The following is a 23846-nucleotide window of genomic DNA, read 5'->3' as shown; positions in this document are numbered from 1 at the left end:
GAGAGGAACTGAGTCTGCCCGGACACGACCTTCCTTTCACGTGCTAGTCGTCGTCACCTGAGGGGGCGGCGGGCCCTGGCCGGACGCCCGCGGCCTCGTCCCGGATCAGCCGGGGCGCGGCGCCGTCCCGCTGCGGGGCGGTTGTCGGCGTAACTCGTCCAGCAGCGCGGTATGCGCGGGTTTCGGGACCAGGCTGCTGTCGAAGAGGCACGCCGCCCCGTAACCGCGGTGGTAGCCCGGAATCCAGCTACGCGCGTCCGTGAAGCCCCAGACGGTGAACGACACGCACGCGGATACCGCGAGGCAGGCACGGAGCACCTGCCGGTAGAGCGCGGCCTGTTGTTCCAGCTTCGACGGGGTGGTCGGCAGCGCGACCCGCACGTCCAGTTCGGTGATGGCCACCGAGACCCCCAGCTGCGCGAACCGGCGCAGGTTACCGACGAGGTCGCGAGGAGGCTGGTCCCACCTGAGGTGGCTCTGGAAGCCGACGCCGTCCACCGGGACACCGGCTCGGCGCAGCTCGCGGACGAGCTTCAACAGCGCGTCCGCCTTCCGGGTCTGACCCTCGACGCCGTAGTCGTTGATGAACAGACGCGCGCCCGGATCGGCCGCATGGGCCCAGCGAAAGGCATCGGCGACGTATCCGGGACCGAGCTTGCGCAGCCAGAGGGTGTCGCGCAGCGTCCCGTCCTCGTCCAGCACCTCGTTGACCACGTCCCATGCCCAGACGCGCCCCCGGTACCGGGAGACCACCGCCGTCACGTGTTCCCGGAGTACGGCGCGGATCCGTTCCGCCGGCCAGTCCGGGGAGACCCATTTGGGCACGTCGCTGTGCCACACCAGGGTGTGGCCGTACACCGCCTGGCCGTGCTGTTGAGCGAACTCGACGAGTTGATCGGCGCCGGCCCAGGCATGCACCCCTGGCAACGGTTCCAGGCTGCGCCACTTCATGGCGTTCTCAGCGGTGATGCCGTTGAACTCGGTGCCGAGGAGGCTCCGATAGGCGGGATCCAGGCTGAGCCCTCGACCGTCCACCGCCGAGCCGATCCGCACGCCGGGCGGCATCAGGTCGCGCAACGCCTGCCGGCCGGGCACGACGGAGGCCGAGGGTCCGGCAGCCGGTCCGGCGTCACCACCCGCCGGCGGACGCTCCGAGGCGTGCCGTACCAACGCCAGGCCGACGGCGACCAGCGTGGCAGCGATCAGCACGATCGACACCAGCAGGACCGGCACGCGGAGCAGACGGGACCGGGAAACGGCCGTGGGGCGGCGTCGAAGGACCGACCCGTGGGCCGTGCCGTCGAAGGCCCCCGCGGACGGTGCCGCAGGGTCGCTGCCCCGGGTGGAAAGATCGACGATCACCGTACGGGCTGGCCCGGTGCGTCACGGAGGGCCCATGGTGCCCGGGTGAAGTTCCACCGGGCGCGTTCGGCGAACTCCTCGCGCGGCAGGCGGGGCACCGCCTCGGCGGTCAGCAGGTCCGCGAGCACCTGGGTCACTTCCACGGGCCCCTCGGGCACCCGCCCGAGGCGCGCGGACTCCGGCTGGCCGATCTCAGCGAGGAAGTCGTCGCACTTCTTCTGGTAGGGCACCAGCGTGAACGGGACACCCGCCAGGTACGCGAAGACCGCACCGTGCAGCCGCATGTGCAGGCCGAGGTCGCAGCGCTTCATCTCGTCCCAGCAGGCGCGCACCCCGTCCCGGGCGGTCACCACACGGACGTCGCAGAGCCCGTCCAGGGCTGTCCGGAGGCGGTCGCTGACCCGCTCGTCGCCGTGTACGGGATGGGTGTTGAACACGAAGACGGTGACGTTCACCGGCTCCTTCAGGACCAGACGGCGGACGCCCTCGATCAACGCGTCCTCCCGCTGCCGTGTCTGTGGGGCCTCGGCCTCGTAGTCCACGCCGAGCAGGGTCACCCCGAGCCGGGCCCGGCCTCCCGGCGAGGGCCCCGGCCGGCGCTCGGGAATCGGCTCGCCCAGCGCCTCCGGCAGCAGCCCGGCGAGGTCTCCGGCGGGTACCAGCACCCCCGGGTAGCCGGCGCGTTCGAGGATCTCGGCCGAGGCCAGGTCGCGTACCCCGATGAAGTCGATCCGCCGCAGCACCTCGACGAGCCGCCGCTCGGCCGCTGCGGACAGGAACGGGCCGACGGAGACGCCGACGGCGGCCATCGGGTGGCCGGAGGCACGGGAGAACAGCGAGAAGAGCTTCTTCTCGCTCAGCGGGCCCATGTCGCGAAAGACCGAACCGCCGCCGAAGACCAGCATCGAGGAGCGGCCCAGCAACGCCGCCTTGTTCAGCACCCAGCCGACGCGGTCGGGCAGACTGCGTGAGCGGTACCAGCGGGGATTCATGCCGACGCTCTCGGCCGGCAGGTCGACCATCGGCGGCGCCGCGAAGACGGGTTCCCGGGTTCCCCAGTAGGTGCGGGTGGCCCAGTCCATGACGACGCAGAAGGCGTTGTCCCCGACGTTCTCCATGCCGTAGTAGCCGACCACCAGTGGGCGGCGGGCGACGGGACTCGGTTCAGGATGCACGCGGGGTCTCCCTAGTCAGGCGCCGCCGCAGATCGTGCCACGACGGCAGAGGAGCATCGCCGACCACCCGGGCACGTACCGCGATCCAGAACAGTGCACACAGGATGATCTCGGCGACGACGACGGCCCCGGCCGTGCCCGTGACGCCCCACAGCGGCGTGGCCACCGCCAGGGCCACGAGGAACACCAGGGCTCCGACGCCCTGATAGGTCACCTTGAGGCGCAGCAAGCCGCCGCTGGTGAGCAGCGAGGCGACGGCCGCGCCGGCGAACCGGAACGGGATGGCCAGGGCCAGCACGGCCATGACGGTCGCCGACTCGCCGTACTCGGAGCCGAGCAGGAAGGGCAGCACCGGCAGGCCACCCAGCGCGACCAGCGCCGCGACGACCGCGCCGAGCGCGAGCATCCCGAGACCGCCCCAGCGGTAGGCGATCAGGACGGCGTCGCGGTCGGTGCCCGACCAGCGGTGCAGCCTGGCCAGGAAATACTGCTGGTAGACGACCCGGGGGACGAGGTAGACCGCGGTCAGCACGGACATCGGGACGGCCAGGACGGCCGCCGACGCCGGGCCGAGGGACTCGGCGGCGACCACCGTGCCGAGGTACATGCCGATCAGGTAGAAGATGTTGCCCAGCACGAAAGGTGTCGCGGCGCCGGCCACCCGCGCCACGCCGACCCGGGTGCCCGGAGACCCCAATGGCACAACGTGAGCATGTCCCTCCAGCGGCACGCCGCCCCGGAGGAAGGGCCGCATCACCGGTACGCAGCCGGCAACGGTGAGCAGCGCCACGACGGCGTACCCGGCGGCCGTGGCCAGTACGGAGAGCCCGAACACCCACACGACGAGCACCACGAGCACGCGGGCCAGGTGCGGTGCGACCTGGAGTGCCGAGAGGCCCCGGTAGTCGCCCCGCAACTGCTGCACCGAGCCGACCAGCGCCAGCCCGGCCTGTGCGACGACGACGGTCGCCAACAGCGCCCGCACGCCGGCTCCGACCGGGTCGGACCACTCGGCGAGGCTCCACGCCAGGACTCCCGCGACGGTCAGGGCGCTGCCGGCTGCCACCACCCGCAGCGACGGGCCCACCCACCGGTGGGCCCGTGCGCCCTCACGCCCGAACCGCTGCAACCACAGCTCGGGCACGCCGAAGACTGCCAGCGGTGCGGTCAGCGACACCACCGCCAGGGCAGCGGTGAACGTGCCAAAGGCCTCCTGGGGAAGGGTTCGGGCGAGGAGGATCTGCGTCCCGAAGGCGGCCAGGGTGACTCCGACCTGGCTCAACCCCAGCATGCCGAGGTGGATCAGGGCTGTCACGGCCCGGCCGCGGGCCTTCGGTGACGTCGCGCCGCTCGCGCCGGCGTGGCTGCCGTCGGCGGCGTCGAGGTCAGCGGCCGAGCGTGACAAGCCACTTGCCCGTCTCGCTCAGGGTCCGCAAGGCCTTGATGGCCGTCGCCACCCCCGGCCACTTGAACGGGCGGTACATGTCGATCAGCCGGAACCAGAAGACCAGTCCGCCGAGCCGTCCCCGGGTGACGTTCCCGTCGTGCCGGTGGAACAGCACGATCGGGTGGGCCAGGTGGCACGGGTGGACACCGGCGCGCAGCGCACGCAGCATCAGTTCCACGTCCTCGAAGAGACGGAAGCTCTCGTCGTATCCGCCGATCCGGTCCAGGACGGTACGGTCGATCGTGGTGCCGGAGTGCTTGAAGGGCAGACGGGGACGCGTCAACACCCCCAGCGACATGCGTCCCGCCGAGGCGTACTCGGGCAGTCGGATGCAGCGGGACGTCCCCCGGCGGATCTCCGTGTAGTCGGCGTACACCCACGATCCACCGGTGCTGGACAGCAGGTCGTACAGCCGAGCCAGCGCGTCGGCGGTGAGTTCGTCGTCGGAGTCCAGCACGGTGACGTACCTGCCCATGACCGACCGCAGGCCCCGGTTGCGCGCCTCGGCGATACCCGTGGGCGGCTGCGTGACCACCCGCACCCGGCGGTCCGCCGAGAGGCACGCTTCCGCGATCACCTGCGCGACCGGAATCCGTGACCCGTCGTCGACGATCACCACCTCGAAGTCGCCGAAGGTGTTCGCCAGGACGCTGCGCACCGCGTTGACGAGCAGGGCCGGACGGTCGCGCACCACGATGCAGACCGAGAACGTCGGCCGGACGAGCGGCGTCGTGGGTGCGTCGGCGGCCGTGGTCTCGGTCGTCCCGGGAGGCCGACCGCCCTGCCGGGGCAGGCCGTACAGCGACGGGGGCGGCGACGGGTTCACCGTGTCGCCCCGCTCTCGACGGATCGCTCTTCCCCCGTGTCCTTCCCGTTGACGGCGAGAACCACCATCTGGCCGAAGAAGAAGAGCCAGAGGAAGTACGGGTAGGCCAGCGGCTTCTGGGTCAGACCGAAGACGACGAGCGTCACGAAGAGCAGCGCCAGGGCGAGCCGGCCCGACGGGACGACCCGTCCCCTGACGAACCGGTACAGCCCCGCGAGCACGGCGACGGTCACGACGACGCCGACGATCCCCCACACCACCAGTACCCGGAGCGTGTCGTTGTGCATGTCCCAGGGCTCGTAGCCGAACCCGAGGAGCCGGACGTCCCACGGGGAACGACCGAGGATCTCCGCCAGGTCGTTCCAGATGGCACCCCGGCCGTGCATGAAGGTGTCGGATCGCACGTCCAGCGACCCCACCTCGGTGAGGGTGACCTCGACCCGCCTCCAGATCGCACCGCCCCAGAGCGTCCCGGCAACCGCGCCGACGGCCGCCACCGCGCCGCCGACCACCAGAACGGTCCGGCGGTTCGTCCTCCCCATGCGCCGGGCCCTCACCATGCCGAAGAGGCGCCGCACCTCGAACACGGCGACGATCATGCCCAGGCACAGGATCGTGAAGCGGTGCAGGGAGACGACGCCGGTGGCGACGAAGAGACCGATCAACGCGTACCGGACGGCAACTGGCACCTTCAGCCGGTCACCCAGGACGTAGACCAGGAACACCGAGAACATCAGCAACCGGCCGAGCGACATCGGGTGGTAGTAGCCGCCGGAGGCCCGCCCGATCTTCTCCCAGTTGGCCAGTTCGAAGTAGAACGAGTACGGGATGACCCCGGCCACCTGGAGCCAGGCGAGCACACAGTGCACGACCGCGCCGGCCACCACGACGCCGGCGACGAGAGCGAGCCGACGCACCGGGAACCAGTCGCGCCGCATGAGCATCAGCCCGAGCAGGGCGATCGGGGCGAACCCGACGACCAGCCGCATCGCCTCGGCGGGGATGGCGCTGGTGGGTTCCTGCGGCGGTCCGTAGATGGAGTAGCGGCGGACGTCGAAGAGGGTCAGCAGTTCCTCGCGAGCGGGGACGGCCAGGTAGCTGACCGCGGAGAGCACGAGCAACAACGTCAACCCACCCGCGATCAGCAGGAGGGGTCGGGGCGGCAGGCGCCGAGCGCCGAGCGCCGCGACACCGAGCGCGGTCACCATGCACAGCGCGCCGAGCGTGGTGAGCAGTACCCCCAGGTCGAAGCCGCCGCCGGCATCCTTCTCACCGATGTCGAGCAGCGGCTTCACTGCGACCAGTACCAGCGCGGCGGTGGCCAGGTGACGCGCCGCCCGTTCGTGGCGGGGCGCCGACGTGGCCCGGTGTCCCCGAGGGAAGGGCGGTCGCCGCTCCGGTGTGGTCAGCATCTCCATCGCGGGTGCGCCTCTCCCATCAGTGTCCGCCGCGGCAGCAGCCGACAACGCGGGCAGGTCAGCTGACGGGCCCCCGTTGCCCAGTCCCTCGCCGATCCACCATCGGCAGTCGTGTCCTGCGGCGAAGGGAGGTTGCGGACTGTCCGCTGCGCTGCGCTGCCCCGCCTCAGAAACACGAGGACGATACCAGCGGTCAGGGCTGCCGAGGTGTCGGGTTTCCGCACGGTAGGAACGACCGGAACTGGTGTTGCGGCACAGCCCGGACGTCCGGCAAGCTTTACCGCCGCGCCTGCGCCCGGTTCGAGGCGGGTGCGTGACGTGGACCGTCCGTCCGACGGCCGTGGAGCAGGCGTCCCGACCATCGCGCGGAAGTGTGGAACTGATGTGACTACCCCCGGTGAGTTGTCGACGATCAGCGTGGTGATGGCCGCGCACAACGAGGCCCGGGTCATCGGTGGTTGCCTCGACGCGCTCCTAGCCGACGCCGCCCCCGGCGAACTCGACATCGTCGTGGTCGCCAACGGCTGCACCGACGACACCGCCCGGGTCGCCGCCAGTCGGCCGGGCGTCCGGGTCGTCGAGGTCGCGCAGGCCGGCAAGTCCAACGCACTGAACGTGGGCGACTCCGCGGCGCGCGGCTTCCCCCGGATCTACCTCGACGCGGACGTGGTGTTGAGCCCGGGCGCGCTGCGCGAGATGGCCGCCGTGCTTCGCGCCGGCGACACGCCGCCGCTTGCCGTGATGCCCCGCCGCCACCTGGTGACGAAGGACCGGTCGTTGGCGGTGCGGGCCTACTACGCCATCAACACGCGGCTGCCCATCTTCGAGGACGCGCTCTTCGGCCGCGGCGCGATGGGCGTTTCCGCCGCCGGTCGGAAGCGGTTCGACCGCTTCCCGGAGCAGATCGCCGACGACCTCTACCTGGATTCGCAGTTCTCCTCCGAGGAGAAGCGGGAGGTGACCGGCGCGACGTCCTACGTGCAGGCCCCCCGGCGCACCCGGGACCTGGTCCGGACCCTGGCCCGGGTGCGTGCCGGCAATACCATGCTGCGGACCAGCCACACCGGCATCCGTGCCTCCGCGCCGTCATCCTGGCTTCGCGACGTGGTCCTTCCCCGGCCGTGGCTCGCGCCGGCGGCGATGGTGTACGTGGCCATCACGGTGGTCGCCGTACTCAGGTCACGACGTCACCCGCGGGATGCCTGGGGACGCGACGACTCCACGCGCTGACCCGCGGACCGGTGCGATGGTCAGCGACCGGACCGGCGACGCAACAGCACCACCACGGCGACGACGAGTCCGGCCAGCAGCGCGGCCGCCAGGCCGCCGAGCAGCGCGGCCGGCAGCCTCGAGGACTCGGGCTTCTCCCCCGCCAGCCGGGCCCGGTCGACAGCGTTCTGCCGGTAGGCCTGAGCGAGCAGGTTGGTGGGCGACGACTTCGCCACGGTGTCGAACCGGCTGATCGCCTCCGCGTCCCGACCGGCGAAGAAGGCGTCCAAGCCGCTGCGGTACTCCCGGTCCGGATCCGCGAGGCCGCCCTGGACACCGGCTTCGCCGAGCAGCCCTCTCACCACCTGGACCGGCACCAGGGCGCGGTTGGCTCCACCGTTGGCGGCCCGGTCGTTGTCGAGCACCCCGACGACCCGACCGCTGGTGTCGACGGCGATCCCCCCGTGCGAATAGATGCCGACGTCGCCGTTGATCCGGGCGACGGCCACCGAGCCCTGGTTGGCGGTGCCGGCCACCTGCACGGACTTCGACTGGAGGGTGTAGGTCGCGGCCCGGAAGTCGGTGTCGGTGGTGCTGTACCCGAGCACGAGCAGCGACGTCCCGGAGCCGAGGGTGGCCTCCGTGTTCAGCTCGACCGCGGGAACGTTGGTCTGGGTGAGCTTAACGAGCGCCAGGTTGCCGTTGTCAACGGGGAGGACGCGTACCACCTCGACCGGCGCGGCCGGATCGGCCGTCAGGTCGCCGCGCGCCACGTTGAGCTGCCCGAACACCTCGTTGGTGGGCTCGGTTCCGGGTTGGCTGCCGGTGAAGCTGGTGGTGGCCATCTTGGTGCGGACGTACTCGTCCAGGGCCGACGCCGTGAGCTTCTTCTGCTCGATCAGGATCCGGCCCAGGGTGTAGAGCGCCCGTTCCCGGGTGGCGTCCTCCTCCGGCCGTACGCACTGACCGTTGGTGAGCGCCTGGCCGCCCGGGTTGACCACGAACCCCGTGCACCGCCGCTTGAAGGTGATGGGGGTGGCGCTGAGCGGGACGTTGGACTTCGTCTCCCGCAGCACGCCGGTGAAGACCGCCTCGATGAAGACCATGGCGGGGGCCGCGATGGCCAACGCCCGCTCCTCCGGGCTGTACGGCGCCGCCTGCGCCCACGGCTTCAGGCCCGGGTTGACCGCGGCCCCGCTGGGGAATGCCGAGGGACCTGCGGTCGGCGCCGTCCCGGGCTGCGCGGACTCGCCCGGGGCGAGCGCCCAGACGGCAGCGCCCGTGCCGAGGGCGATCACGAGGATGAGGGCCGCGACGCCCATCCAGACGCCGGTACGTCGCTTGGCGGGCTCCGACGGCCTGATCCGTGGGGCCTGCGCGGAGAACGGGTCGTACGGCGCAGCGGCCGGCGACAAGGGCGCGTTGACGGCCGGCTGCGCGGGGGTCACGGTGGTCGGCGCGTCCCAGGAAGGCGCGGGCGTGGCGGAGACCGGATTCGGGGTCGAGGCGTCCGGCTGGTGGGGCATCGGCCCGGCCTGCACCGCCCACGGGACGTGCGGCGGAGCGGACGTCGGGTGCGGCGCGCCGGACACCGGATGCGGAGGCGTGGAGGCGGGCTGGGAGGACACCGGTCGGGGTGGCGCGGACACTGATGCCGGGGTGCCCGGCCCGGGTGCGACCGGGTGGTATTCGACGCCCAACGCTTGCAGGAGCTTCTCCGCGCCCGGGCCGGCCTCGGCGGGGTAGGCGACCCAGGGGGCGGGGGCCGAGAAGTCCGCGTACGTGTAGGCCTGGCCGTCGGGCCCTTGGGCCAGCACGTTCGCCATGGCCGAGTAGGCCTCCCGCCAGCGCGGGTCGTTCGCCACGACGGCGTCGAGCACGGCCACCGTGACGAAGCGGCCCTGCGCGTCGATGGCCGCCCATGCCTTCCCGACCTGGCAGGTGCCCAGGATGTGGGTGAACCTGTACGGGCCATCCGGCTGCATGCCAACTCCTCTGCTCAACCGCCGTGCGGATCCTACAGAGGCGATGCTCGCGCGGGCCTCGGCCGGTCGTCGGGGGACAGCACCCCCACCGGCCGCGTCACGACCCGGGCACCGTCCGGAGCCAAACCATTTGTCCACTTCAGAGTGGCACCACGGACCGTTCGCCCCTGTTGCTTGTGAAAGTTTTCATGCATAGAGTCGCGACATGAATGAGGGAGCTGTCGTGGCGCCCACCGAGCGGGTGCTGGACCTGTTCCAGGGGGTCCGGCTCACCCCCACCCAGCGCCGCATCGCGCACTGCCTCGTGCAGCACGCGCCGGCCGCGGCGTACCTGTCGGCGGCCGAGGTCGCCGAGCTGGCGGGGGTCAGCCAGCCGTCGGTCACCCGGTTCGCGGTCGCGCTCGGCCACGACGGCTACCCCGCGCTGCGCCGCCGGCTCCGCGAGCTGACCGCCGGCGCCCCGGGCGACGCCACCGACGCCGGCAACGAGCTCCAGCAGGCGGTACGCGCCGAGATCGGCAACCTCGACCGCCTCGCCGGGCAGCTCGCCGACCGGGACCGGATCGCCGAGACCGGGAGGCTGCTGGCCGCAAGCCGCCCCCTGCCGGTGCTCGGCCTGCGCGCCGCCGCCCCGCTGGCCGCCTACTTCGCCTACTTCGCCGCCAAGGTGCACCCCGACGTGCGGGTGCTCGACGACGGCGGCAGCCTGCTCACCGACCGCCTCGAACAGGCCGCCGAGGCCGGGGCGGGCGCCCTGCTCGCCTTCGTCCTGCCCCGCTATCCCCGGGAGACCCTGGACGCGCTGCGCGAGGCCCGGGCCGCCGGCCTCACCGTGGTGGCCATCACCGACTCGCCGGTCAGCCCGGCCACCGAGCACGCCGACGTGGTGCTGCCCGCCGCCGTCGGCGCGCAGCTCGTCTTCGACCTGCACACCGCGCCGATGACCCTGGCCATGGTGCTGCTCCAGGCCATCTGCGACGCCGCCCCGACCGACACCCAGCGTCGGCTGGAGGCCTTCGAAGCCTCCGCCGCCCGCCGCCAGTTGTTCCTCGGATGACCCGGAGGAGAGCCGAGATGACCCAGCCCGTCCGCGCCGCACGCGGCACCGAACGCACCGCCCGTGGGTGGCCCCAGGAGGCCGCGCTGCGGATGCTGATGAACAACCTCGACCCGGAGGTGGCCGAGCGCCCCGACGACCTGGTGGTCTACGGCGGCACCGGGAAGGCGGCGCGGGACTGGCCGTCGTACCACGCGCTGGTGCGCACCCTGACCGACCTGCGCGACGACGAGACCATGCTGGTGCAGTCGGGCCGGCCGGTGGGCGTCATGCGTACCCACGAGTGGGCGCCCCGGGTGCTGCTGGCCAACTCCAACCTGGTGGGAGACTGGGCCACCTGGCCGGAGTTCCGCCGCCTCGAACAGCTCGGCCTGACCATGTACGGGCAGATGACCGCCGGCTCGTGGATCTACATCGGCACGCAGGGCATCCTCCAGGGCACCTACGAGACGTTCGCCGCCGTCGCCGCCAAGCGGTTCGGCGGCACCCTGGCGGGCACGCTGACGCTCACCGCCGGCTGCGGCGGGATGGGCGGGGCGCAGCCCCTCGCGGTCACCATGAACGGCGGCGTCTGCCTGGTCGTCGACGTGGACCGCAGCCGGCTGGACCGGCGGGTGCACGACCGCTACCTCGACGAGGTCGCCGACTCCCTGGACGACGCCGTCGAGCGGGCGCTGGCCGCGAAGCGGGACCGGCGGGCGCTGAGCGTCGGCGTGGTCGGCAACGCGGCCACGGTCTTCCCGGAGCTGCTGCGCCGGGGCGTCGACATCGACGTCGTCACCGACCAGACCAGCGCGCACGACCCGCTGTCGTACCTGCCGGAGGGGGTGGAGCCGGCCGACGCCCGGGACTACGCGAACGCGAAGCCGGTCGAGTTCACCGACCGGGCGCGGGCGTCGATGGCGAAGCACGTCGAGGCGATGGTCGGGTTCCTCGACGCCGGCGCGGAGGTCTTCGACTACGGCAACTCGATCCGGGGCGAGGCGAAGCTCGGCGGGTTCGAGCGGGCCTTCGACTTCCCCGGCTTCGTGCCCGCGTACATCCGGCCGTTGTTCTGCGAGGGCAAGGGCCCGTTCCGGTGGGCCGCGCTCTCCGGCGACCCGGCCGACATCGCGGCCACCGACCGGGCGATCCTGGAGCTGTTCCCGGAGAACGAGTCGCTGGCCCGGTGGATCCGGATGGCCGGCGAGCGCGTCGCCTTCCAGGGCCTGCCGGCGCGGATCTGCTGGCTCGGCTACGGCGAGCGCGACAGGGCGGGGGTGCGGTTCAACGAGATGGTCGCCTCCGGCGAGCTGTCGGCGCCCGTGGTGATCGGCCGCGACCACCTGGACTGCGGCAGCGTGGCCAGCCCGTACCGGGAGACCGAGGCGATGGCCGACGGCTCCGACGCCGTGGCCGACTGGCCGCTGCTCAACGCGCTGGTCAACACCGCCAGCGGGGCGTCCTGGGTGTCGATCCACCACGGCGGCGGGGTCGGCATCGGCCGGTCCATCCACGCCGGGCAGGTCTGCGTGGCCGACGGCACCGCGCTGGCCGGGCAGAAGATCGAGCGGGTGCTCACCAACGACCCGGCGATGGGCGTCATCCGGCACGTCGACGCCGGCTACGACGCCGCCCGTGAGGTCGCGGAGGCCACCGGCGTGCGGGTGCCGATGGCAGAGGGAGGCACCGCGTGAGCGCGAGGAGTGCAGCGCAGCGGAGCCCCGCAGCCGCGAACAACGGAGGTACCGCGTGAGTGGCCTCGCCGGGCGGTTCCGGGCGCTGTGGGACGAGATCGCGCCGGTCGGGCGGGACGAGGGCAGCGGCGGCTACCTGCGCTACGCGCTGACCGCGCCGGAGCTGCGGCTGCGGGAGTGGTTCCGCGAGCAGGCCGACCGCCGGGGCATGCCGGTGACCGACGACGGCAACGGCAATCTCTTCGCCCGGTGGGGCGACCCGGAGGCCGGCGACGCGGTGCTGACGGGTAGCCACTTCGACTCGGTGCCGCACGGCGGCGCCTACGACGGGCCGCTCGGCATCGTCAGCGCGTTCCTCGCCGTCGACGAGCTGCGCGCGGCCGGCGTCGCGCCGGACCGCCCCGTCGTGGTCGGCGCGTTCGTCGAGGAGGAGGGCGCGCGGTTCGGCGTACCGTGCCTGGGGTCGCGGCTGCTCGCCGGGGAGATCGCGGTGGAGCGCGCGGCCGGGTTGCGCGACGCCGGCGGGGTGAGCTTCGCCGAGGCGCTGGGCGCCCGGCCGGCGGGGGCCCGGCCCGAGCTGCTCGGCGGCTTCGCCGCCTTTGTCGAGCTGCACGTCGAGCAGGGCCGCGCGATGGTCGACGCCGGCGCGCCGGTCGGGGTGGCCAGCGCCATCTGGCCGCACGGCCGCTGGCGCTTCGAGTTCACCGGCGAGGGCAACCACGCCGGTACGACCCGGATGGCCGACCGCCGCGACCCCATGCTGACGTACGCCTTCACGGTGCTGGCGGCCAACAAGGAGGCGCGGCTGCGCGGCGCCCACGCCACCGTCGGCCGGGTGGCGGTGGAGCCGAACGCCACCAACGCGATCCCGTCGAAGGTGACCGGCTGGCTGGACGCGCGGGCCGCCGAGCCGGAGACGCTGACGGGGCTGGTCGACGCGGTGCGCGCGAAGGCCGCCGAGCGGGCCCGCCGCGACGGTACGGAGGTGGCGCTGACGGAGGAGTCGGCCACCCCGCTGGTCGCCTTCGACAATGGCCTGGCCAGCCGGCTCGCGACCCTGCTCGACGCGCCGGTGCTGCCGACCGGGGCCGGGCACGACGCCGGGGTGCTCGCCGCGCACCTGCCCACGGCGATGCTCTTCGTGCGCAACCCGACGGGGGTGTCGCACTCGCCGGCGGAGTCGGCCAGCGACGCCGACTGCGCGGCCGGGGTCGCCGCCCTGGCCCGCGTGGTGGAGGAGCTGGCATGCCGGTGAACGCGGCCCGGGGAGGTTGTCGGCGGCCTGTCGAGCTGATGTCGCAGACGACTCGCCCCCGCGGTGATCGACTGGTGTCGCAGACGATTCAGCTCGACAGGGGGCGCACGCGATGACCGGGACCCGCTGGCTCGCCGAGTACGCCTGGCTGCCCGACCACGCCGAGCCCACCGCCGACGTGCTGATCGAGGCGACCGACGGGCGGATCACCGGAGTGACCCCGCTGACGGCCGGGAGCACGCCTCCCGCCGGGGTCGAGGTCATGGCCGACGCCGAGCGGCTGCCCGGGCTGACGCTGCCCGGGCTCGCCAACGCCCACTCGCACGCGTTCCACCGGGCGTTGCGCGGACGCACCCACGGCGGGCGCGGCGACTTCTGGACCTGGCGCGACCGGATGTACGCGGTGGCGCAGCGGCTCGACCCGGACTCGTACCTGGCCCTGGCCCGGGCGGTCTACGCCGAGATGGCGCTGGCCGGCGTCACCTGCGTCGGCGAGTTCCACTACGTGCACCACGGCCCGGACGGCACCCCGTACGCCGACCCGAACGCGATGGGTGCGGCGCTGGTCGAGGCCGCCGCGCACGCCGGGATCCGGATCACCCTGCTGGACACCTGCTACCTGACCGCCACCGTCGACGGGGAGCCGCTCGCCGGGCCGCAGCGACGCTTCGGCGACGGCGACGCGCTGCGCTGGGCGGAACGGGTCGACGCGTTCCGGCCCGCCGACGACCACGCCCGGGTCGGCGCGGCGATCCACTCGGTGCGCGCGGTGCCGGCCGGGCAGCTCGCCACGGTGGCCGGGTGGGCGGACCGGCGCGGGGCGCCCCTGCACGTGCACCTCTCCGAGCAGCCCGCCGAGAACGACGCCTGCCGGGCCGCGCACGGCTGCACCCCGGCCCGGCTGCTCGCCGACCGGGGGGCGCTCGGCCCGAACACCACTGCCGTGCACGCCACCCACCTGACCGGCGGCGACCTCACGCTGCTCGGGGACGCCGGCACGGGCGTCTGCCTCTGCCCGACCACCGAGCGGGACCTGGCCGACGGGATCGGCCCGGCCCGGCGGATGGCCGACGTCGGCCTGCCGCTCAGCCTGGGCAGCGACAGCCACGCCGTGATCGACCTCTTCGAGGAGGCCCGCGCGGTCGAACTGGACGAGCGGCTGCGCACCCGCCGGCGCGGCCACTTCGGCCCCGTCGAGCTGGCGGACGCGGCCACCGTGGCCGGCCACGCCGCGCTGGGCTGGCGTGACGCCGGGCGGATCGCCGTGGGCGCGCGGGCCGACCTGGTGACCGTACGGCTGGACAGCCCGCGCACGGCCGGCGTACCGCCGGTGGGGGTCTGGTTCGCGGCGGGCGCCGCCGACGTCACGCAGGTCGTGGTGGACGGCCGGACGGTGGTGCGCGACGGCCGGCACCTGACCGTCGACGTGCCGGCCGAACTGACCGCGGCGATCGAGGAGGTGACCTTGTGAGCAGTCTGCTGGTCGACGACATCGGCGAGCTGGTGACCAACGACCCGCCCGGCGACGAGGGCGGCCCGCTGGGCATCCGGCGCGACGCCGCCCTGCTGGTCGAGGAGGGGCGGGTGGCCTGGATCGGGCCGTCCCGCGACGCGCCCGCCGCCGACCGGCGCCTGGACGCCGGGGGCGCCGCCGTGCTCCCCGGCTTCGTGGACAGCCACGCCCACCTGGTCTTCGCCGGGGACCGGGCCGCCGAGTTCGCCGCCCGGATGGCCGGGCAGCCGTACACCGGCGGCGGCATCCGGACCACCGTCGGCGCGACCCGGGCCGCCAGCGACGACGAGTTGCGGGCCACCGTGCGCCGGCTGCGCGGCGAGGCGATGCGGCAGGGCACCACCACCATGGAGATCAAGAGCGGGTACGGGCTCACGATCGCCGACGAGGCCCGCTCGCTGGCGATCGCCGCCGAGGTCAGCGAGGAGACCACCTTCCTCGGCGCCCACGTGGTCCCCGCCGAGTACGCCGACCGCCCCGACGACTACGTGGGCCTGGTCTGCGGGCCGATGCTGGCCGCCGCCGCGCCGCACGCCCGCTGGATCGACGTCTTCTGCGAGCGGGGCGCGTTCGACGTCGACCACGCCCGCGCCATCCTGGCCTGCGGGCAGGCCGTCGGGCTGGGCGTGCGGGTGCACGCCAACCAGCTCGGCCCCGGGCCGGGCGTCCAGCTCGGCGTCGAGCTGGGCGCGGCGAGCGTCGACCACTGCACCCACCTGACCGACGCCGACGTCGACGCGCTGGCCTCCGCCCGGTACGACTGCATGTGCGCCGACGGCCGGCACACCACCACGGTCGCCACCCTGCTGCCCGGCGCCGAGTTCTCCACCCGCTCGCCCTACCCGGACGCCCGCCGGCTGCTCGACGCCGGTGTCACCGTGGCGCTGGCGACCGACTGCAACCCCGGTTCGTCGTACACCTCGTCGATGCCGTTCTGCGTCGCGCTCGCCGTACGCGAGATGCGGATGACCCCGGCGGAGGCCGTCTGGGCCGCGACCGCCGGCGGCGCGCGGGCGCTGCGCCGCGACGACGTCGGGGTGCTCCGGCCCGGGGCCCGGGCCGACCTGATGATCCTCGACGCCCCGTCCCACCTGCACCTGGCCTACCGGCCGGGTGTGCCACTGATCCGCCAGGTCCTGCGCAACGGAGTGCCCCAATGACCGTGACCATCCTGCCCACCGGGATCTCCCCCGCCGACGTGCTCGCCGTGGCGCGCGGCACCACCAAGGTCGTCCTCGACCCGGCCACCGTCGACGCCATGACCGTCAGCCGGTCCATCGTCGACGGCATCGAGGCCGCCGGCCGGCCGGTCTACGGCGTCTCCACCGGCTTCGGCGCGCTGGCCAACACCTTCGTGGCGCCCGAGCGGCGGGCCGAGCTCCAGCACGCGCTGATCCGCTCGCACGCCGCCGGGGTGGGCGCGCCGATGCCGCGCGAGGTGGTCCGGGCCATGATGCTGCTGCGGGTCCGCTCGCTGGCGCTCGGCTGCTCCGGGGTCCGGCCTTTGGTCGCCGAGGCGCTGGTCGATCTGCTCAACCACGACGTGACGCCGTGGGTGCCGGAGCACGGTTCGCTGGGCGCCTCCGGCGACCTGGCGCCGCTGGCGCACTGCGCGCTGGTGCTGCTCGGCGAGGGCTGGGTGCTCGGCCCGGCCGGCGAGCGGCTGCCCGCCGCCGACGCGCTGCGCCGGGCCGGGCTGGCGCCGATCGGGCTGGCCGCCAAGGAGGGGCTGGCGCTGATCAACGGCACCGACGGCATGCTCGGCATGCTGCTGCTGGCGATCCACGACGCCGCGCACCTGTTCACGATGGCCGACGTCACCGCCGCCCTCGCCATCGAGGCGATGCTCGGCTCGGAGCGGCCGTTCCTGCCGGAGCTGCACGCCATCCGGCCGCACCCCGGGCAGTCGGCCTCGGCGGCGAACATCCACCGGCTGCTCCAGGACTCCCGGGTGATGGACTCGCACCGCGACGACCTCGCGCACGCGGTGCAGGACGCGTACTCGATGCGGTGCGCGCCGCAGGTCGCCGGGGCGGCCCGGGACACGCTGGACTTCGTCCGCACGGTGGCCGGTCGGGAGCTGGTCTCGGTCGTGGACAACCCGGTGGTGCTGCCCGACGGCCGCGTCGAGTCGACCGGGAACTTCCACGGCGCGCCGCTGGGCTTCGCCGCCGACTTCCTGGCCATCGCCGCCGCCGAGGTGGGCGCGATCGCCGAGCGCCGGGTGGACCGGCTGCTCGACGTCACCCGGTCCCGGGAGCTGCCGGCGTTCCTCTCCCCCGACGCCGGGGTCAACTCCGGGCTGATGATCGCCCAGTACACGGCGGCCGGGATCGTCGCGGAGAACCGCCGGCTCGCCGCGCCGGCGTCGGTGGACTCGCTGCCCACCAGCGGCATGCAGGAGGACCACGTCTCGATGGGCTGGGCGGCGGCCAAGAAGCTGCGCACCGTGCTGGACAACCTGACCAGCCTGCTCGCCGTCGAGCTGCTCGCCGGCGTACGCGGGCTCCAGCTGCGCACCCCGCTCGACCCGTCGCCGGCCGGCCGGGCGGCCGTGGCGGCGCTCGGCGGGGTCGCCGGCGAACCCGGGCCGGACGTCTTCCTGGCCCCGCTGATGGAGGCCGCCCGGGACGTGCTGGCCGGGCCCGAGCTGCGCGCCGCCATCGAGCGCGAGATCGGGCCCCTCGACTGACGGCCACCCCGGGCCACCGTTTCGCCGCGGTGGCCCGGGGTCGGCCGCGCCGACGTGCGCCGGGGGCGACCGCGCCGACGTCGGGGCTCAGCCCGCCAGCACCGCCACGCCGACCAGCACGGGCACGGCGGCCACCGTCGACAGCAGGATCGAGTCGCGCGCCAGGACCGCGCCCCGGCCGTAGCGGACCGCGTAGACGAAGACGTTCTGCGCCGTCGGCAGGGCGGCGGTGACCGTGCAGGCCAGCACGAGGCCGGGCGGCAGGCCCATCGCGAAGCGGGCGACGAGATAGGCGACGGCGGGCTGGACCACCGTCTTGAGGACGACCGCGAGCCGTACGTCCCGCCCGGTGTCGCCGGAGCCGGGCCGCGGCGCGCCGTGCAGGGAGAGGCCGTACGCGATCAGTGTGGCGGGGACCGCCATCGCCGCGACGAGTTCGATCGGCCGCAGGACCGGCTCCGGCGGCAGCCAGCCGGTCAGGCTCGCCCCGACGCCCAGCGCGCACGCGATGGTGACCGGGTTGGTGAGCGGCTGGAGCACCACCGTGCCGGGCGACGGTCTGCTTCCCGCCGTGGCCGCCTCGAGGAAGGCGAACGCGACCGGCGTCATGACGACCAGTTGGAACATCAGGACGGGCGCGACGAACGAGGCGTCCCCGAGGACGTAGACCGCGACCGGGATGCCGATGTTCGCCGCGTTGACGTACGACGAGGCCAGGGCGCCGACCGTCGCGTCCGCGACGGAGCGGCGCCAGCAGAGCCTCGCGACGGCGACGAACACCGACGCCACGGTGGTGGTGCTCACCACCGTCACGACGAGGGCGGACGAGACGACCGCGGGCACGTCGGCCCGGGCCACCGTCTCGAACAGCAGCGCCGGAGTCGCCACGAAGAACGCGACGCGGGAGAGAACGGTGGCCGCCTCCGGTCCCAGCACCCCGCCACGGCCGAGCGCGTAGCCGACGGCGATGACGGTGACGATGACGGCGAAACCCGTCAGCACCCCTGGCACCGGGGCGGGTCCGTCAGCTCGCGGGCGGCAGCACCTTGGCGACCAGCTTGGCCAGCTCCCGCAGCGCCTTGCCCCGGTGGCTGACCGCGTCCTTCTCCTGCGGCGTCAGCTCGGCGTTGGTGCGGTCCTGGCCGTCGCCGAGGAAGATCGGGTCGTAGCCGAACCCGCCGTCGCCGCGCGGCGACCGGAGCAGCCGGCCGGTCTGCCGGCCGTCGACCAGGTGCTCCTTGCCGCCGGGCAGCACCAGGGCCACCGTGCAGACGAACGACGCGCCCCGGTGCTCGTCGGGCAGGTCCGCGATCTGGTCCAGCACCAGCTGGAGGTTGGCCTCGTCGTTGCCGTGCCGGCCGGCCCAGCGGGCGCTGAACACCCCCGGCATGCCGTTGAGCGCCTCGACGGCGAGCCCGGAGTCGTCGGCGATCGTCGGCAGGCCGGTGCGCCGGCAGCCCTCCCGCGCCTTGATCAGCGCGTTCTCGCCGAAGGTCAGGCCGCTCTCGGGCAGCTCCGGGTACTCCTCGACGTCGTCGAGCCCGATCAGGGCGACGCGGTGCGCGCCGAGCGCGCCGTCGAGGATCCGCTGGAGCTCGACGAGCTTCTTGCGGTTACGGGTGGCGAGCAGCACCTTGTTCATGAGAAAAGCGCCTTCCGCTGGGCTTCGGCCAGTTCCACGCAGCCGGCGACGGCCAGGTCGAGCAGGGCGTCGAGCTGCGCGCGGGCGAACACGCCCGCCTCCCCGGTGCCCTGCACCTCGACGAACTCGCCGGTGCCGGTGCACACCACGTTCATGTCGACCTCGGCGGCCACGTCCTCGGTGTAGTCGAGGTCGAGCCGGGGCTCGCCGTCGATGATCCCGACGCTGATCGCGGCCACCGAGCGGTGCATCACCTTCTCCGGCTTGCCGGCCAGCGACTTGCGCCCGGCCAGCCAGGTCACCGCGTCGTGCAGCGCCACGTACGCGCCGGTGATCGCGGCGGTGCGGGTGCCGCCGTCGGCCTGGAGCACGTCGCAGTCGAGCACGATCGAGTTCTCGCCGAGGGCCTTCAGGTCGATGGACGCCCGCAGGCTCCGGCCGATCAGCCGGGAGATCTCGTGCGTACGCCCGCCGACGCGGCCCTTCACGCTCTCCCGGTCGGAGCGGGTGTTGGTGGCCCGGGGCAGCATCGCGTACTCGGCGGTGACCCAGCCGAGCCCGGAGCCCTTGCGCCAGCGGGGCACGCCCTCGGTCACGCTGGCGGTGCAGAGCACCCGGGTGCCGCCGAACTCCACGAGCACCGAGCCCTCCGGATGGGTGCTCCAGCCCCGGGTCAACGTCACAGGTCGGAGTTCGTCGGGTCGCCGCCCGTCAGGTCGTGCCATCCCTGCACCCTATGTGGTGCCCCGATCGCTGTGCCCCGGGGTGTCCCGCCCCGGGCGCCGGCCGGTCAGATCTCGTAGCTGGCGCCGGGCCGGACCACTTCCAGCGGCCCGTCGAAGGCGGCGCCGGCCGACTCCACGGTGTGCGCCTCGCTGCCCCAGGCGGCCACCAGGTGGGTGAGCAGCAGCCGGCCCACCCCGGCCTTGGTCGCCGCCTCGCCGGCCTCCCGGCCGGTCAGGTGCAGGTCCGGCGGGTTCTCCACGCCGTCGAGGTAGCTCGCCTCGCAGAGGAACGTGTCGGCGTCCTGGGCCAGTCGCAGCAGCGACTCGCAGGGCGCGGTGTCCGACGAGTAGCAGAGGACCCGGCCGCCGTGCTCCAGCCGGACGCCGTACGTCTCGACGGGGTGGTTCACCCGGTCGACGGTGACCGCGAACGGGCCGATCGGGAAGGTGCCGGGTTCGAGGGCGTAGAACTGGTAGACATCCTCGACCGTGCTGTCCTCCTGCCCGTACGCGGCGGCCAGCCGGTCCGGTGCGCCGGCGGGGGCGTAGACGGGCAGCGACGGGTAGGGGCCGTCCGGGGCGTAGCGGCGGACCACCACGTACGACGCCGCGTCGAGGATGTGGTCGCAGTGCAGGTGGGTGAGGATGATGGCGTCCGGGGCGTGCAGCCCCGCGTAGCGCTGGAGGTTGGACAGCGACCCGGAGCCGAAGTCGACCAGCAGCCGGAAGCCGTCCGCCTCGACGAGGTAGGCCGAGCAGGGGGACTCGGGACCGGGGAAACTGCCCGCGCAGCCCAGGACGGTCAGTCGCATCGAGTCATCTCACTATAACTCTGCGTAGTTTCCGCGCCGACGGTCCCGCTGTGGATGATCTCTACCGACGCGTACGCCACGCAGGGCAGCCTACGCGCGCCCGCGCGACGACAAGAGTCATCCACAGGAAGTTGTCACCAACGTGACACCCGCCCGGGCCGCCCGCCCGGATCCCGTGACAAGACGGCGTCCGCCGGTAGCGCTGGGTGAGTGGCCCGGTCGCGTCGCGGGAGCCGGGCCGGGCGGCCGGGCCACCGACGCGTGTCGGCGGCCCGGCCGCGGGACGTCACGCCCAGAGCTGGCCCTCCAGGGCTTCCTCCGCGTCGGCGAGGGTGCCGCCGTACGCCCCGGTGGAGAGGTACTTCCAACCGCCGTCGGCGACCACGAAGGCCACGTCGGCCCGCTGGCCGGCGCGGACGGCCTCGTGCGCCACCGCGAGGGCGGCGTGCAGGATCGCGCCCGTGGAGAAGCCGGCGAAGATGCCCTCCACCTCGACGAGCTGCCGGGTCCGCAGCACCGCGTCGCGGGTGCCGACGGAGAAGCGCCGGGACAGCACCGACGCGTCGTAGAGCTCCGGGACGTAGCCCTCGTCGATGTTGCGCAGCCCGTAGACCAGCTCGCCGTAGCGCGGCTCGGCCGCGACGACCTGGATGCCGTCGACCTTCTCCCGCAGGTAGCGCCCCGTGCCCATCAGCGTCCCGGTGGTGCCGAGGCCCGCCACGAAGTGCGTGATCGTGGGCAGGTCGTGCAGCAGCTCCGGCCCGGTGGTCTCGTAGTGTGCCCGGGCGTTGGCGTCGTTGCCGTACTGGTAGAGCATGACCCAGTCGGGGTGCTCGGCCGAGATCTGCTTGGCGGTCGCCACCGCCTGGTTGGAGCCGCCCGCCGCCGGCGAGAAAATGATCTCCGCGCCGTACATCCGGAGCAGCTGCACGCGCTCGGTCGAGACGTTCTCCGGCATCACGCAGACCAGCCGGTAGCCGCGCAGCTTGGCCACCATCGCCAGCGAGATGCCGGTGTTGCCGCTGGTCGGTTCGAGGATCGTGTCGCCCGGTCGGAGCCGGCCGGCCTCCTCGGCCGCCCGGACCATGAACAGGGCCGCCCGGTCCTTGATGCTGCCGGTCGGGTTCCGGTCCTCCAGCTTCGCCCAGAGCCGCACCGGCGGCGCCCCGTCGGGCACCGTCGGGGAGAGCCGGGGCAGCCCGACCAGGGGCGTTCCCCCGCAGGCGTCGAGAAGGCTGTCGTACCGCGCCATGGTGACCGCCCGCCGTCAGCGGGCGGCGGCGGCCGACCGCGCGGCGACCGCGGCGCCGTGCTGGGCGATCGCGGCGGCCGCGGCGAAGCCGAACGCGCCCCCGGCGACGGCCGGCAGGATGGTCACGCTGTCGCCGTCGTTGAGCTTGGCGTCCAGCGCGCCGAGGAAGCGGACGTCCTCGTCGTTGACGTAGACGTTGACGAAGCGGTGCAGCGCACCGGCGTCGGTGACCAGCCGGGCCTTCAGGCCGGCGTGCCGGGAGTCCAGGTCGGCGAGCAGGTCGGCGAGCGTGTCGCCCGCGCCCTCGACGACCTTCGCGCCGCCGGTGTAGCTGCGCAGGATGGTGGGGATGCGAACCTCGATGGCCATGGTGTCGTGCTCCTCGATGATGATCGGGCGTGCCGGAAGGTGACGGGACGTGGACGGGTGTGACGGCGCTGGATCAGCGGCCGGAACACTCGTAGTCGACCGTCGCCGGGCTCTGCCCGAACATGTAGGACTGCACGGCGTGCGGGTCCACCCCCGCGTCCACGATCCGGACCGGCTCCTCGGTCACCACGCCGTCGACGATCCGGAAGGAGCGGATCTCCTCCGAGCCGGGGTCGCGGGTGGAGACCAGCAGGTAGTGCGCGCCGGGCTCACCGGCGAACGAGATGTCCGTGCGGGACGGGTACGCCTCCGTGGCGGTGTGCGAGTGGTAGATGACGACGGGCTCCTCGTCCCGGTCGTCCATCTCGCGCCACACCCGCAGCTGCTCCATCGAGTCGAACTCGTAGAACGTCATGGAACGGGCCGCGTTGTCCATGGGGATGTGCCGGGTGGGGGTGTCGCTGCCGGCGGGACCGGCGACCACGCCGCACGCCTCGTCGGGGTGGTCCCGGCGGGCGTGGGCGACGATCGCGTCGACGATCGACCGGTCGATGCTCAGCACGTGGTCCAGCCTAACGCGTACCTGCCGCGACCTTAAGGTGGCGGCGGTCACGCCTAGTCGATCAAGGCGTTGAGCAGGGATTCCTGGAGGTAGCCGAGGTACGCGTAGACCGACAGTTGGAACACCCGGCTGGAGGTCGGGTCCTCGGCGACGGCGTCGTCGAGCTCCTCGCCCAGGTCGGTGCCGTCCTTGATCTCCAGCCGGACGCCCATCGCCAGCCGGGCGTCGTTGAGCGCCCGTAGCCACGCCTCGGCGGCCTCCGCGTCGAGGCGCACCTCGCCGCCGGCCTCGTCGGGCAGCGAGGCGAGGATCGCGCCGGCCTGGTCGATCTTGGCGGTCTTGAGGTCGCCCTCGGTGTAGCGGCGGAACTCGGCCGTGCCGGACGGGTCCTCCGGGTAGACCTCGGGGAAGAGCCGGCCCACCACCGGGTCGGTGTGGTCGAAGCCGTCGGTGAGCAGCCCCACCACCTCGGATGCCACCTTCCGCAGCACCCGCACCTCGTCGACGGCGAAGGTGACGACGTAGCGGTCGCCCTGGCGACGGAACATGCTCACGACCGGTCCACCGTCGCCCACAGCCCGTACGCGTGCAACTGCGACGCGTCGTGCTCCATCCGCTCCCGGGCGCCGCTGGAGACCACGGCGCGACCCTTGTGGTGCACGTCCAGCATGAGCTGTTCCGCCTTCTCCCGGCTGTAGCCGAAGAGCTTCTGAAAGACCCAGGTCACGTACGTCATGAGGTTGACCGGGTCGTCCCACACGATCGTCACCCACGGCCGGTCGGACGCCGGCACCTCATTGGTGTCCGGCGTCTCGACAGGTGCAACCTGCGGAGCCGCCATGCCCCCCATCGTGCCACCGGATTCGCCG

General features: G+C 73.3%; 22 protein-coding genes. 7 read left to right on the top strand and 15 right to left on the bottom strand.

The window, feature by feature from the left end:
* Nucleotides 1-105 precede the first annotated feature (105 nt).
* The 5 genes from ACFHW0_RS15045 to ACFHW0_RS15025 form a co-directional block, all read right to left on the bottom strand.
* Nucleotides 106-1233 carry an endo-1,4-beta-xylanase gene (locus ACFHW0_RS15045; RefSeq protein ID WP_416608059.1) on the bottom strand — a complete coding sequence of 376 codons (1128 nt, stop codon included), beginning with the start codon at nucleotides 1231-1233 and terminating at the stop codon, nucleotides 106-108.
* Between the two features lie 125 nt (nucleotides 1234-1358).
* Complete coding sequence (locus ACFHW0_RS15040; protein WP_416608057.1) at nucleotides 1359-2537, bottom strand: polysaccharide pyruvyl transferase family protein; 1179 nt, start codon at nucleotides 2535-2537, stop codon at nucleotides 1359-1361.
* Nucleotides 2527-3942 (bottom strand): oligosaccharide flippase family protein, encoded by a 1416-nt coding sequence (locus ACFHW0_RS15035; protein ID WP_416608055.1) that lies wholly within the window; start codon nucleotides 3940-3942, stop codon nucleotides 2527-2529. The genes ACFHW0_RS15040 and ACFHW0_RS15035 overlap by 11 nt, the downstream gene beginning before the upstream one ends.
* Nucleotides 3923-4810, bottom strand: coding sequence for a glycosyltransferase family 2 protein (locus ACFHW0_RS15030; RefSeq protein WP_416608053.1), 888 nt, complete (start codon nucleotides 4808-4810; stop codon nucleotides 3923-3925). Before ACFHW0_RS15030 ends, ACFHW0_RS15035 begins: the two co-directional genes overlap by 20 nt.
* A complete protein-coding gene (locus ACFHW0_RS15025) occupies nucleotides 4807-6228 on the bottom strand; it encodes a hypothetical protein (protein ID WP_416608050.1) in 1422 nt (473 codons plus the stop codon). Before ACFHW0_RS15025 ends, ACFHW0_RS15030 begins: the two co-directional genes overlap by 4 nt.
* A 384-nt stretch (nucleotides 6229-6612) precedes the next feature.
* Between ACFHW0_RS15025 and ACFHW0_RS15020 the strand changes: the two genes are divergently transcribed.
* Nucleotides 6613-7458, top strand: coding sequence for a glycosyltransferase (locus ACFHW0_RS15020; protein ID WP_416608048.1), 846 nt, complete (start codon nucleotides 6613-6615; stop codon nucleotides 7456-7458).
* Nucleotides 7459-7478: 20 nt separating this feature from the next.
* Here ACFHW0_RS15020 and ACFHW0_RS15015 read toward each other — a convergent pair whose 3' ends face one another.
* Entirely contained in the window at nucleotides 7479-9422 is a 1944-nt protein-coding gene (locus ACFHW0_RS15015; RefSeq protein WP_416608045.1) for a trypsin-like peptidase domain-containing protein, read from the bottom strand.
* Between the two features lie 205 nt (nucleotides 9423-9627).
* Here ACFHW0_RS15015 and ACFHW0_RS15010 point away from each other — a divergent pair, with 205 nt between their 5' ends.
* From ACFHW0_RS15010 to hutH, 6 genes are all read left to right on the top strand, one after another.
* On the top strand, nucleotides 9628-10479 hold the full coding sequence (locus ACFHW0_RS15010; RefSeq protein WP_416608042.1) for a MurR/RpiR family transcriptional regulator: 852 nt from the start codon (nucleotides 9628-9630) through the stop codon (nucleotides 10477-10479).
* Nucleotides 10480-10496: 17 nt separating this feature from the next.
* Entirely contained in the window at nucleotides 10497-12155 is a 1659-nt protein-coding gene (gene hutU, locus ACFHW0_RS15005; RefSeq protein WP_416608040.1) for a urocanate hydratase, read from the top strand.
* Nucleotides 12156-12210: 55 nt separating this feature from the next.
* Nucleotides 12211-13410: an allantoate amidohydrolase gene (locus ACFHW0_RS15000; protein ID WP_416608037.1), complete on the top strand. Its 1200-nt coding sequence runs from the start codon at nucleotides 12211-12213 to the stop codon at nucleotides 13408-13410.
* 112 nt (nucleotides 13411-13522) lie between these two features.
* Nucleotides 13523-14881: a formimidoylglutamate deiminase gene (locus tag ACFHW0_RS14995; RefSeq protein WP_416608035.1), complete on the top strand. Its 1359-nt coding sequence runs from the start codon at nucleotides 13523-13525 to the stop codon at nucleotides 14879-14881.
* Nucleotides 14878-16083, top strand: coding sequence for an imidazolonepropionase (gene hutI / locus ACFHW0_RS14990; protein ID WP_416608033.1), 1206 nt, complete (start codon nucleotides 14878-14880; stop codon nucleotides 16081-16083). The genes ACFHW0_RS14995 and hutI overlap by 4 nt, the downstream gene beginning before the upstream one ends.
* Nucleotides 16080-17615: a histidine ammonia-lyase gene (gene hutH / locus ACFHW0_RS14985; protein WP_416608031.1), complete on the top strand. Its 1536-nt coding sequence runs from the start codon at nucleotides 16080-16082 to the stop codon at nucleotides 17613-17615. Before hutI ends, hutH begins: the two co-directional genes overlap by 4 nt.
* 87 nt (nucleotides 17616-17702) lie before the next feature.
* On the opposite strand, the gene ACFHW0_RS14980 is transcribed toward hutH, so the two are convergent.
* The 9 genes from ACFHW0_RS14980 to clpS all read right to left on the bottom strand — a co-directional run bounded on the left by ACFHW0_RS14980 (nucleotide 17703) and on the right by clpS (nucleotide 23818).
* The gene (locus ACFHW0_RS14980; protein ID WP_416608029.1) at nucleotides 17703-18617 is read right to left on the bottom strand and encodes an AEC family transporter; all 915 of its coding nucleotides are present in this window, start codon (nucleotides 18615-18617) and stop codon (nucleotides 17703-17705) included.
* 22 nt (nucleotides 18618-18639) lie between these two features.
* On the bottom strand, nucleotides 18640-19257 hold the full coding sequence (gene rdgB, locus ACFHW0_RS14975; protein WP_121396337.1) for an RdgB/HAM1 family non-canonical purine NTP pyrophosphatase: 618 nt from the start codon (nucleotides 19255-19257) through the stop codon (nucleotides 18640-18642).
* Entirely contained in the window at nucleotides 19254-19982 is a 729-nt protein-coding gene (gene rph / locus ACFHW0_RS14970; RefSeq protein WP_121396338.1) for a ribonuclease PH, read from the bottom strand. Before rph ends, rdgB begins: the two co-directional genes overlap by 4 nt.
* A gap of 65 nt (nucleotides 19983-20047) precedes the next feature.
* On the bottom strand, nucleotides 20048-20794 hold the full coding sequence (locus tag ACFHW0_RS14965) for an MBL fold metallo-hydrolase (protein ID WP_416608027.1): 747 nt from the start codon (nucleotides 20792-20794) through the stop codon (nucleotides 20048-20050).
* Nucleotides 20795-21080: 286 nt separating this feature from the next.
* Nucleotides 21081-22046 carry a PLP-dependent cysteine synthase family protein gene (locus ACFHW0_RS14960; RefSeq protein WP_416608025.1) on the bottom strand — a complete coding sequence of 322 codons (966 nt, stop codon included), beginning with the start codon at nucleotides 22044-22046 and terminating at the stop codon, nucleotides 21081-21083.
* Between the two features lie 15 nt (nucleotides 22047-22061).
* Nucleotides 22062-22415 (bottom strand): MoaD/ThiS family protein, encoded by a 354-nt coding sequence (locus ACFHW0_RS14955; protein WP_121396341.1) that lies wholly within the window; start codon nucleotides 22413-22415, stop codon nucleotides 22062-22064.
* Between the two features lie 73 nt (nucleotides 22416-22488).
* Nucleotides 22489-22977 (bottom strand): Mov34/MPN/PAD-1 family protein, encoded by a 489-nt coding sequence (locus tag ACFHW0_RS14950; protein WP_416608022.1) that lies wholly within the window; start codon nucleotides 22975-22977, stop codon nucleotides 22489-22491.
* Between the two features lie 53 nt (nucleotides 22978-23030).
* Nucleotides 23031-23525, bottom strand: coding sequence for a DUF2017 domain-containing protein (locus ACFHW0_RS14945; protein ID WP_192581321.1), 495 nt, complete (start codon nucleotides 23523-23525; stop codon nucleotides 23031-23033).
* A 2-nt stretch (nucleotides 23526-23527) separates the two neighbouring features.
* Nucleotides 23528-23818: an ATP-dependent Clp protease adapter ClpS gene (gene clpS / locus ACFHW0_RS14940; protein ID WP_416608020.1), complete on the bottom strand. Its 291-nt coding sequence runs from the start codon at nucleotides 23816-23818 to the stop codon at nucleotides 23528-23530.
* Nucleotides 23819-23846 lie beyond the last annotated feature (28 nt).

Origin of the sequence: Micromonospora sp. LOL_025, from assembly GCF_048060285.1 — a bacterium.
Taxonomy (GTDB): Bacteria; Actinomycetota; Actinomycetes; order Mycobacteriales; family Micromonosporaceae; genus Micromonospora.
The sequence above is the reverse complement of the archived record's forward strand: the minus strand, read 5'-3'. Positions and strand labels throughout refer to the sequence as shown.

What these genes read in the sequence shown, in the direction of transcription:
- ACFHW0_RS15025 (WP_416608050.1), bottom strand. Translation starts at nt 6,228, where the DNA reads ATGGAGATGCTGACCACACCGGAGCGGCGACCGCCCTTCCCTCGGGGA.
- ACFHW0_RS14955 (WP_121396341.1), bottom strand. Translation starts at nt 22,415, where the DNA reads ATGGCCATCGAGGTTCGCATCCCCACCATCCTGCGCAGCTACACCGGC.
- ACFHW0_RS15010 (WP_416608042.1), top strand. Translation starts at nt 9,628, where the DNA reads ATGAATGAGGGAGCTGTCGTGGCGCCCACCGAGCGGGTGCTGGACCTG.
- rdgB (WP_121396337.1), bottom strand. Translation starts at nt 19,257, where the DNA reads ATGAACAAGGTGCTGCTCGCCACCCGTAACCGCAAGAAGCTCGTCGAG.
- ACFHW0_RS14945 (WP_192581321.1), bottom strand. Translation starts at nt 23,525, where the DNA reads ATGTTCCGTCGCCAGGGCGACCGCTACGTCGTCACCTTCGCCGTCGAC.
- ACFHW0_RS14965 (WP_416608027.1), bottom strand. Translation starts at nt 20,794, where the DNA reads ATGCGACTGACCGTCCTGGGCTGCGCGGGCAGTTTCCCCGGTCCCGAG.
- clpS (WP_416608020.1), bottom strand. Translation starts at nt 23,818, where the DNA reads ATGGCGGCTCCGCAGGTTGCACCTGTCGAGACGCCGGACACCAATGAG.
- hutH (WP_416608031.1), top strand. Translation starts at nt 16,080, where the DNA reads ATGACCGTGACCATCCTGCCCACCGGGATCTCCCCCGCCGACGTGCTC.
- ACFHW0_RS14960 (WP_416608025.1), bottom strand. Translation starts at nt 22,046, where the DNA reads ATGGCGCGGTACGACAGCCTTCTCGACGCCTGCGGGGGAACGCCCCTG.
- ACFHW0_RS14995 (WP_416608035.1), top strand. Translation starts at nt 13,523, where the DNA reads ATGACCGGGACCCGCTGGCTCGCCGAGTACGCCTGGCTGCCCGACCAC.
- hutU (WP_416608040.1), top strand. Translation starts at nt 10,497, where the DNA reads ATGACCCAGCCCGTCCGCGCCGCACGCGGCACCGAACGCACCGCCCGT.
- ACFHW0_RS15015 (WP_416608045.1), bottom strand. Translation starts at nt 9,422, where the DNA reads ATGCAGCCGGATGGCCCGTACAGGTTCACCCACATCCTGGGCACCTGC.
- rph (WP_121396338.1), bottom strand. Translation starts at nt 19,982, where the DNA reads ATGGCACGACCTGACGGGCGGCGACCCGACGAACTCCGACCTGTGACG.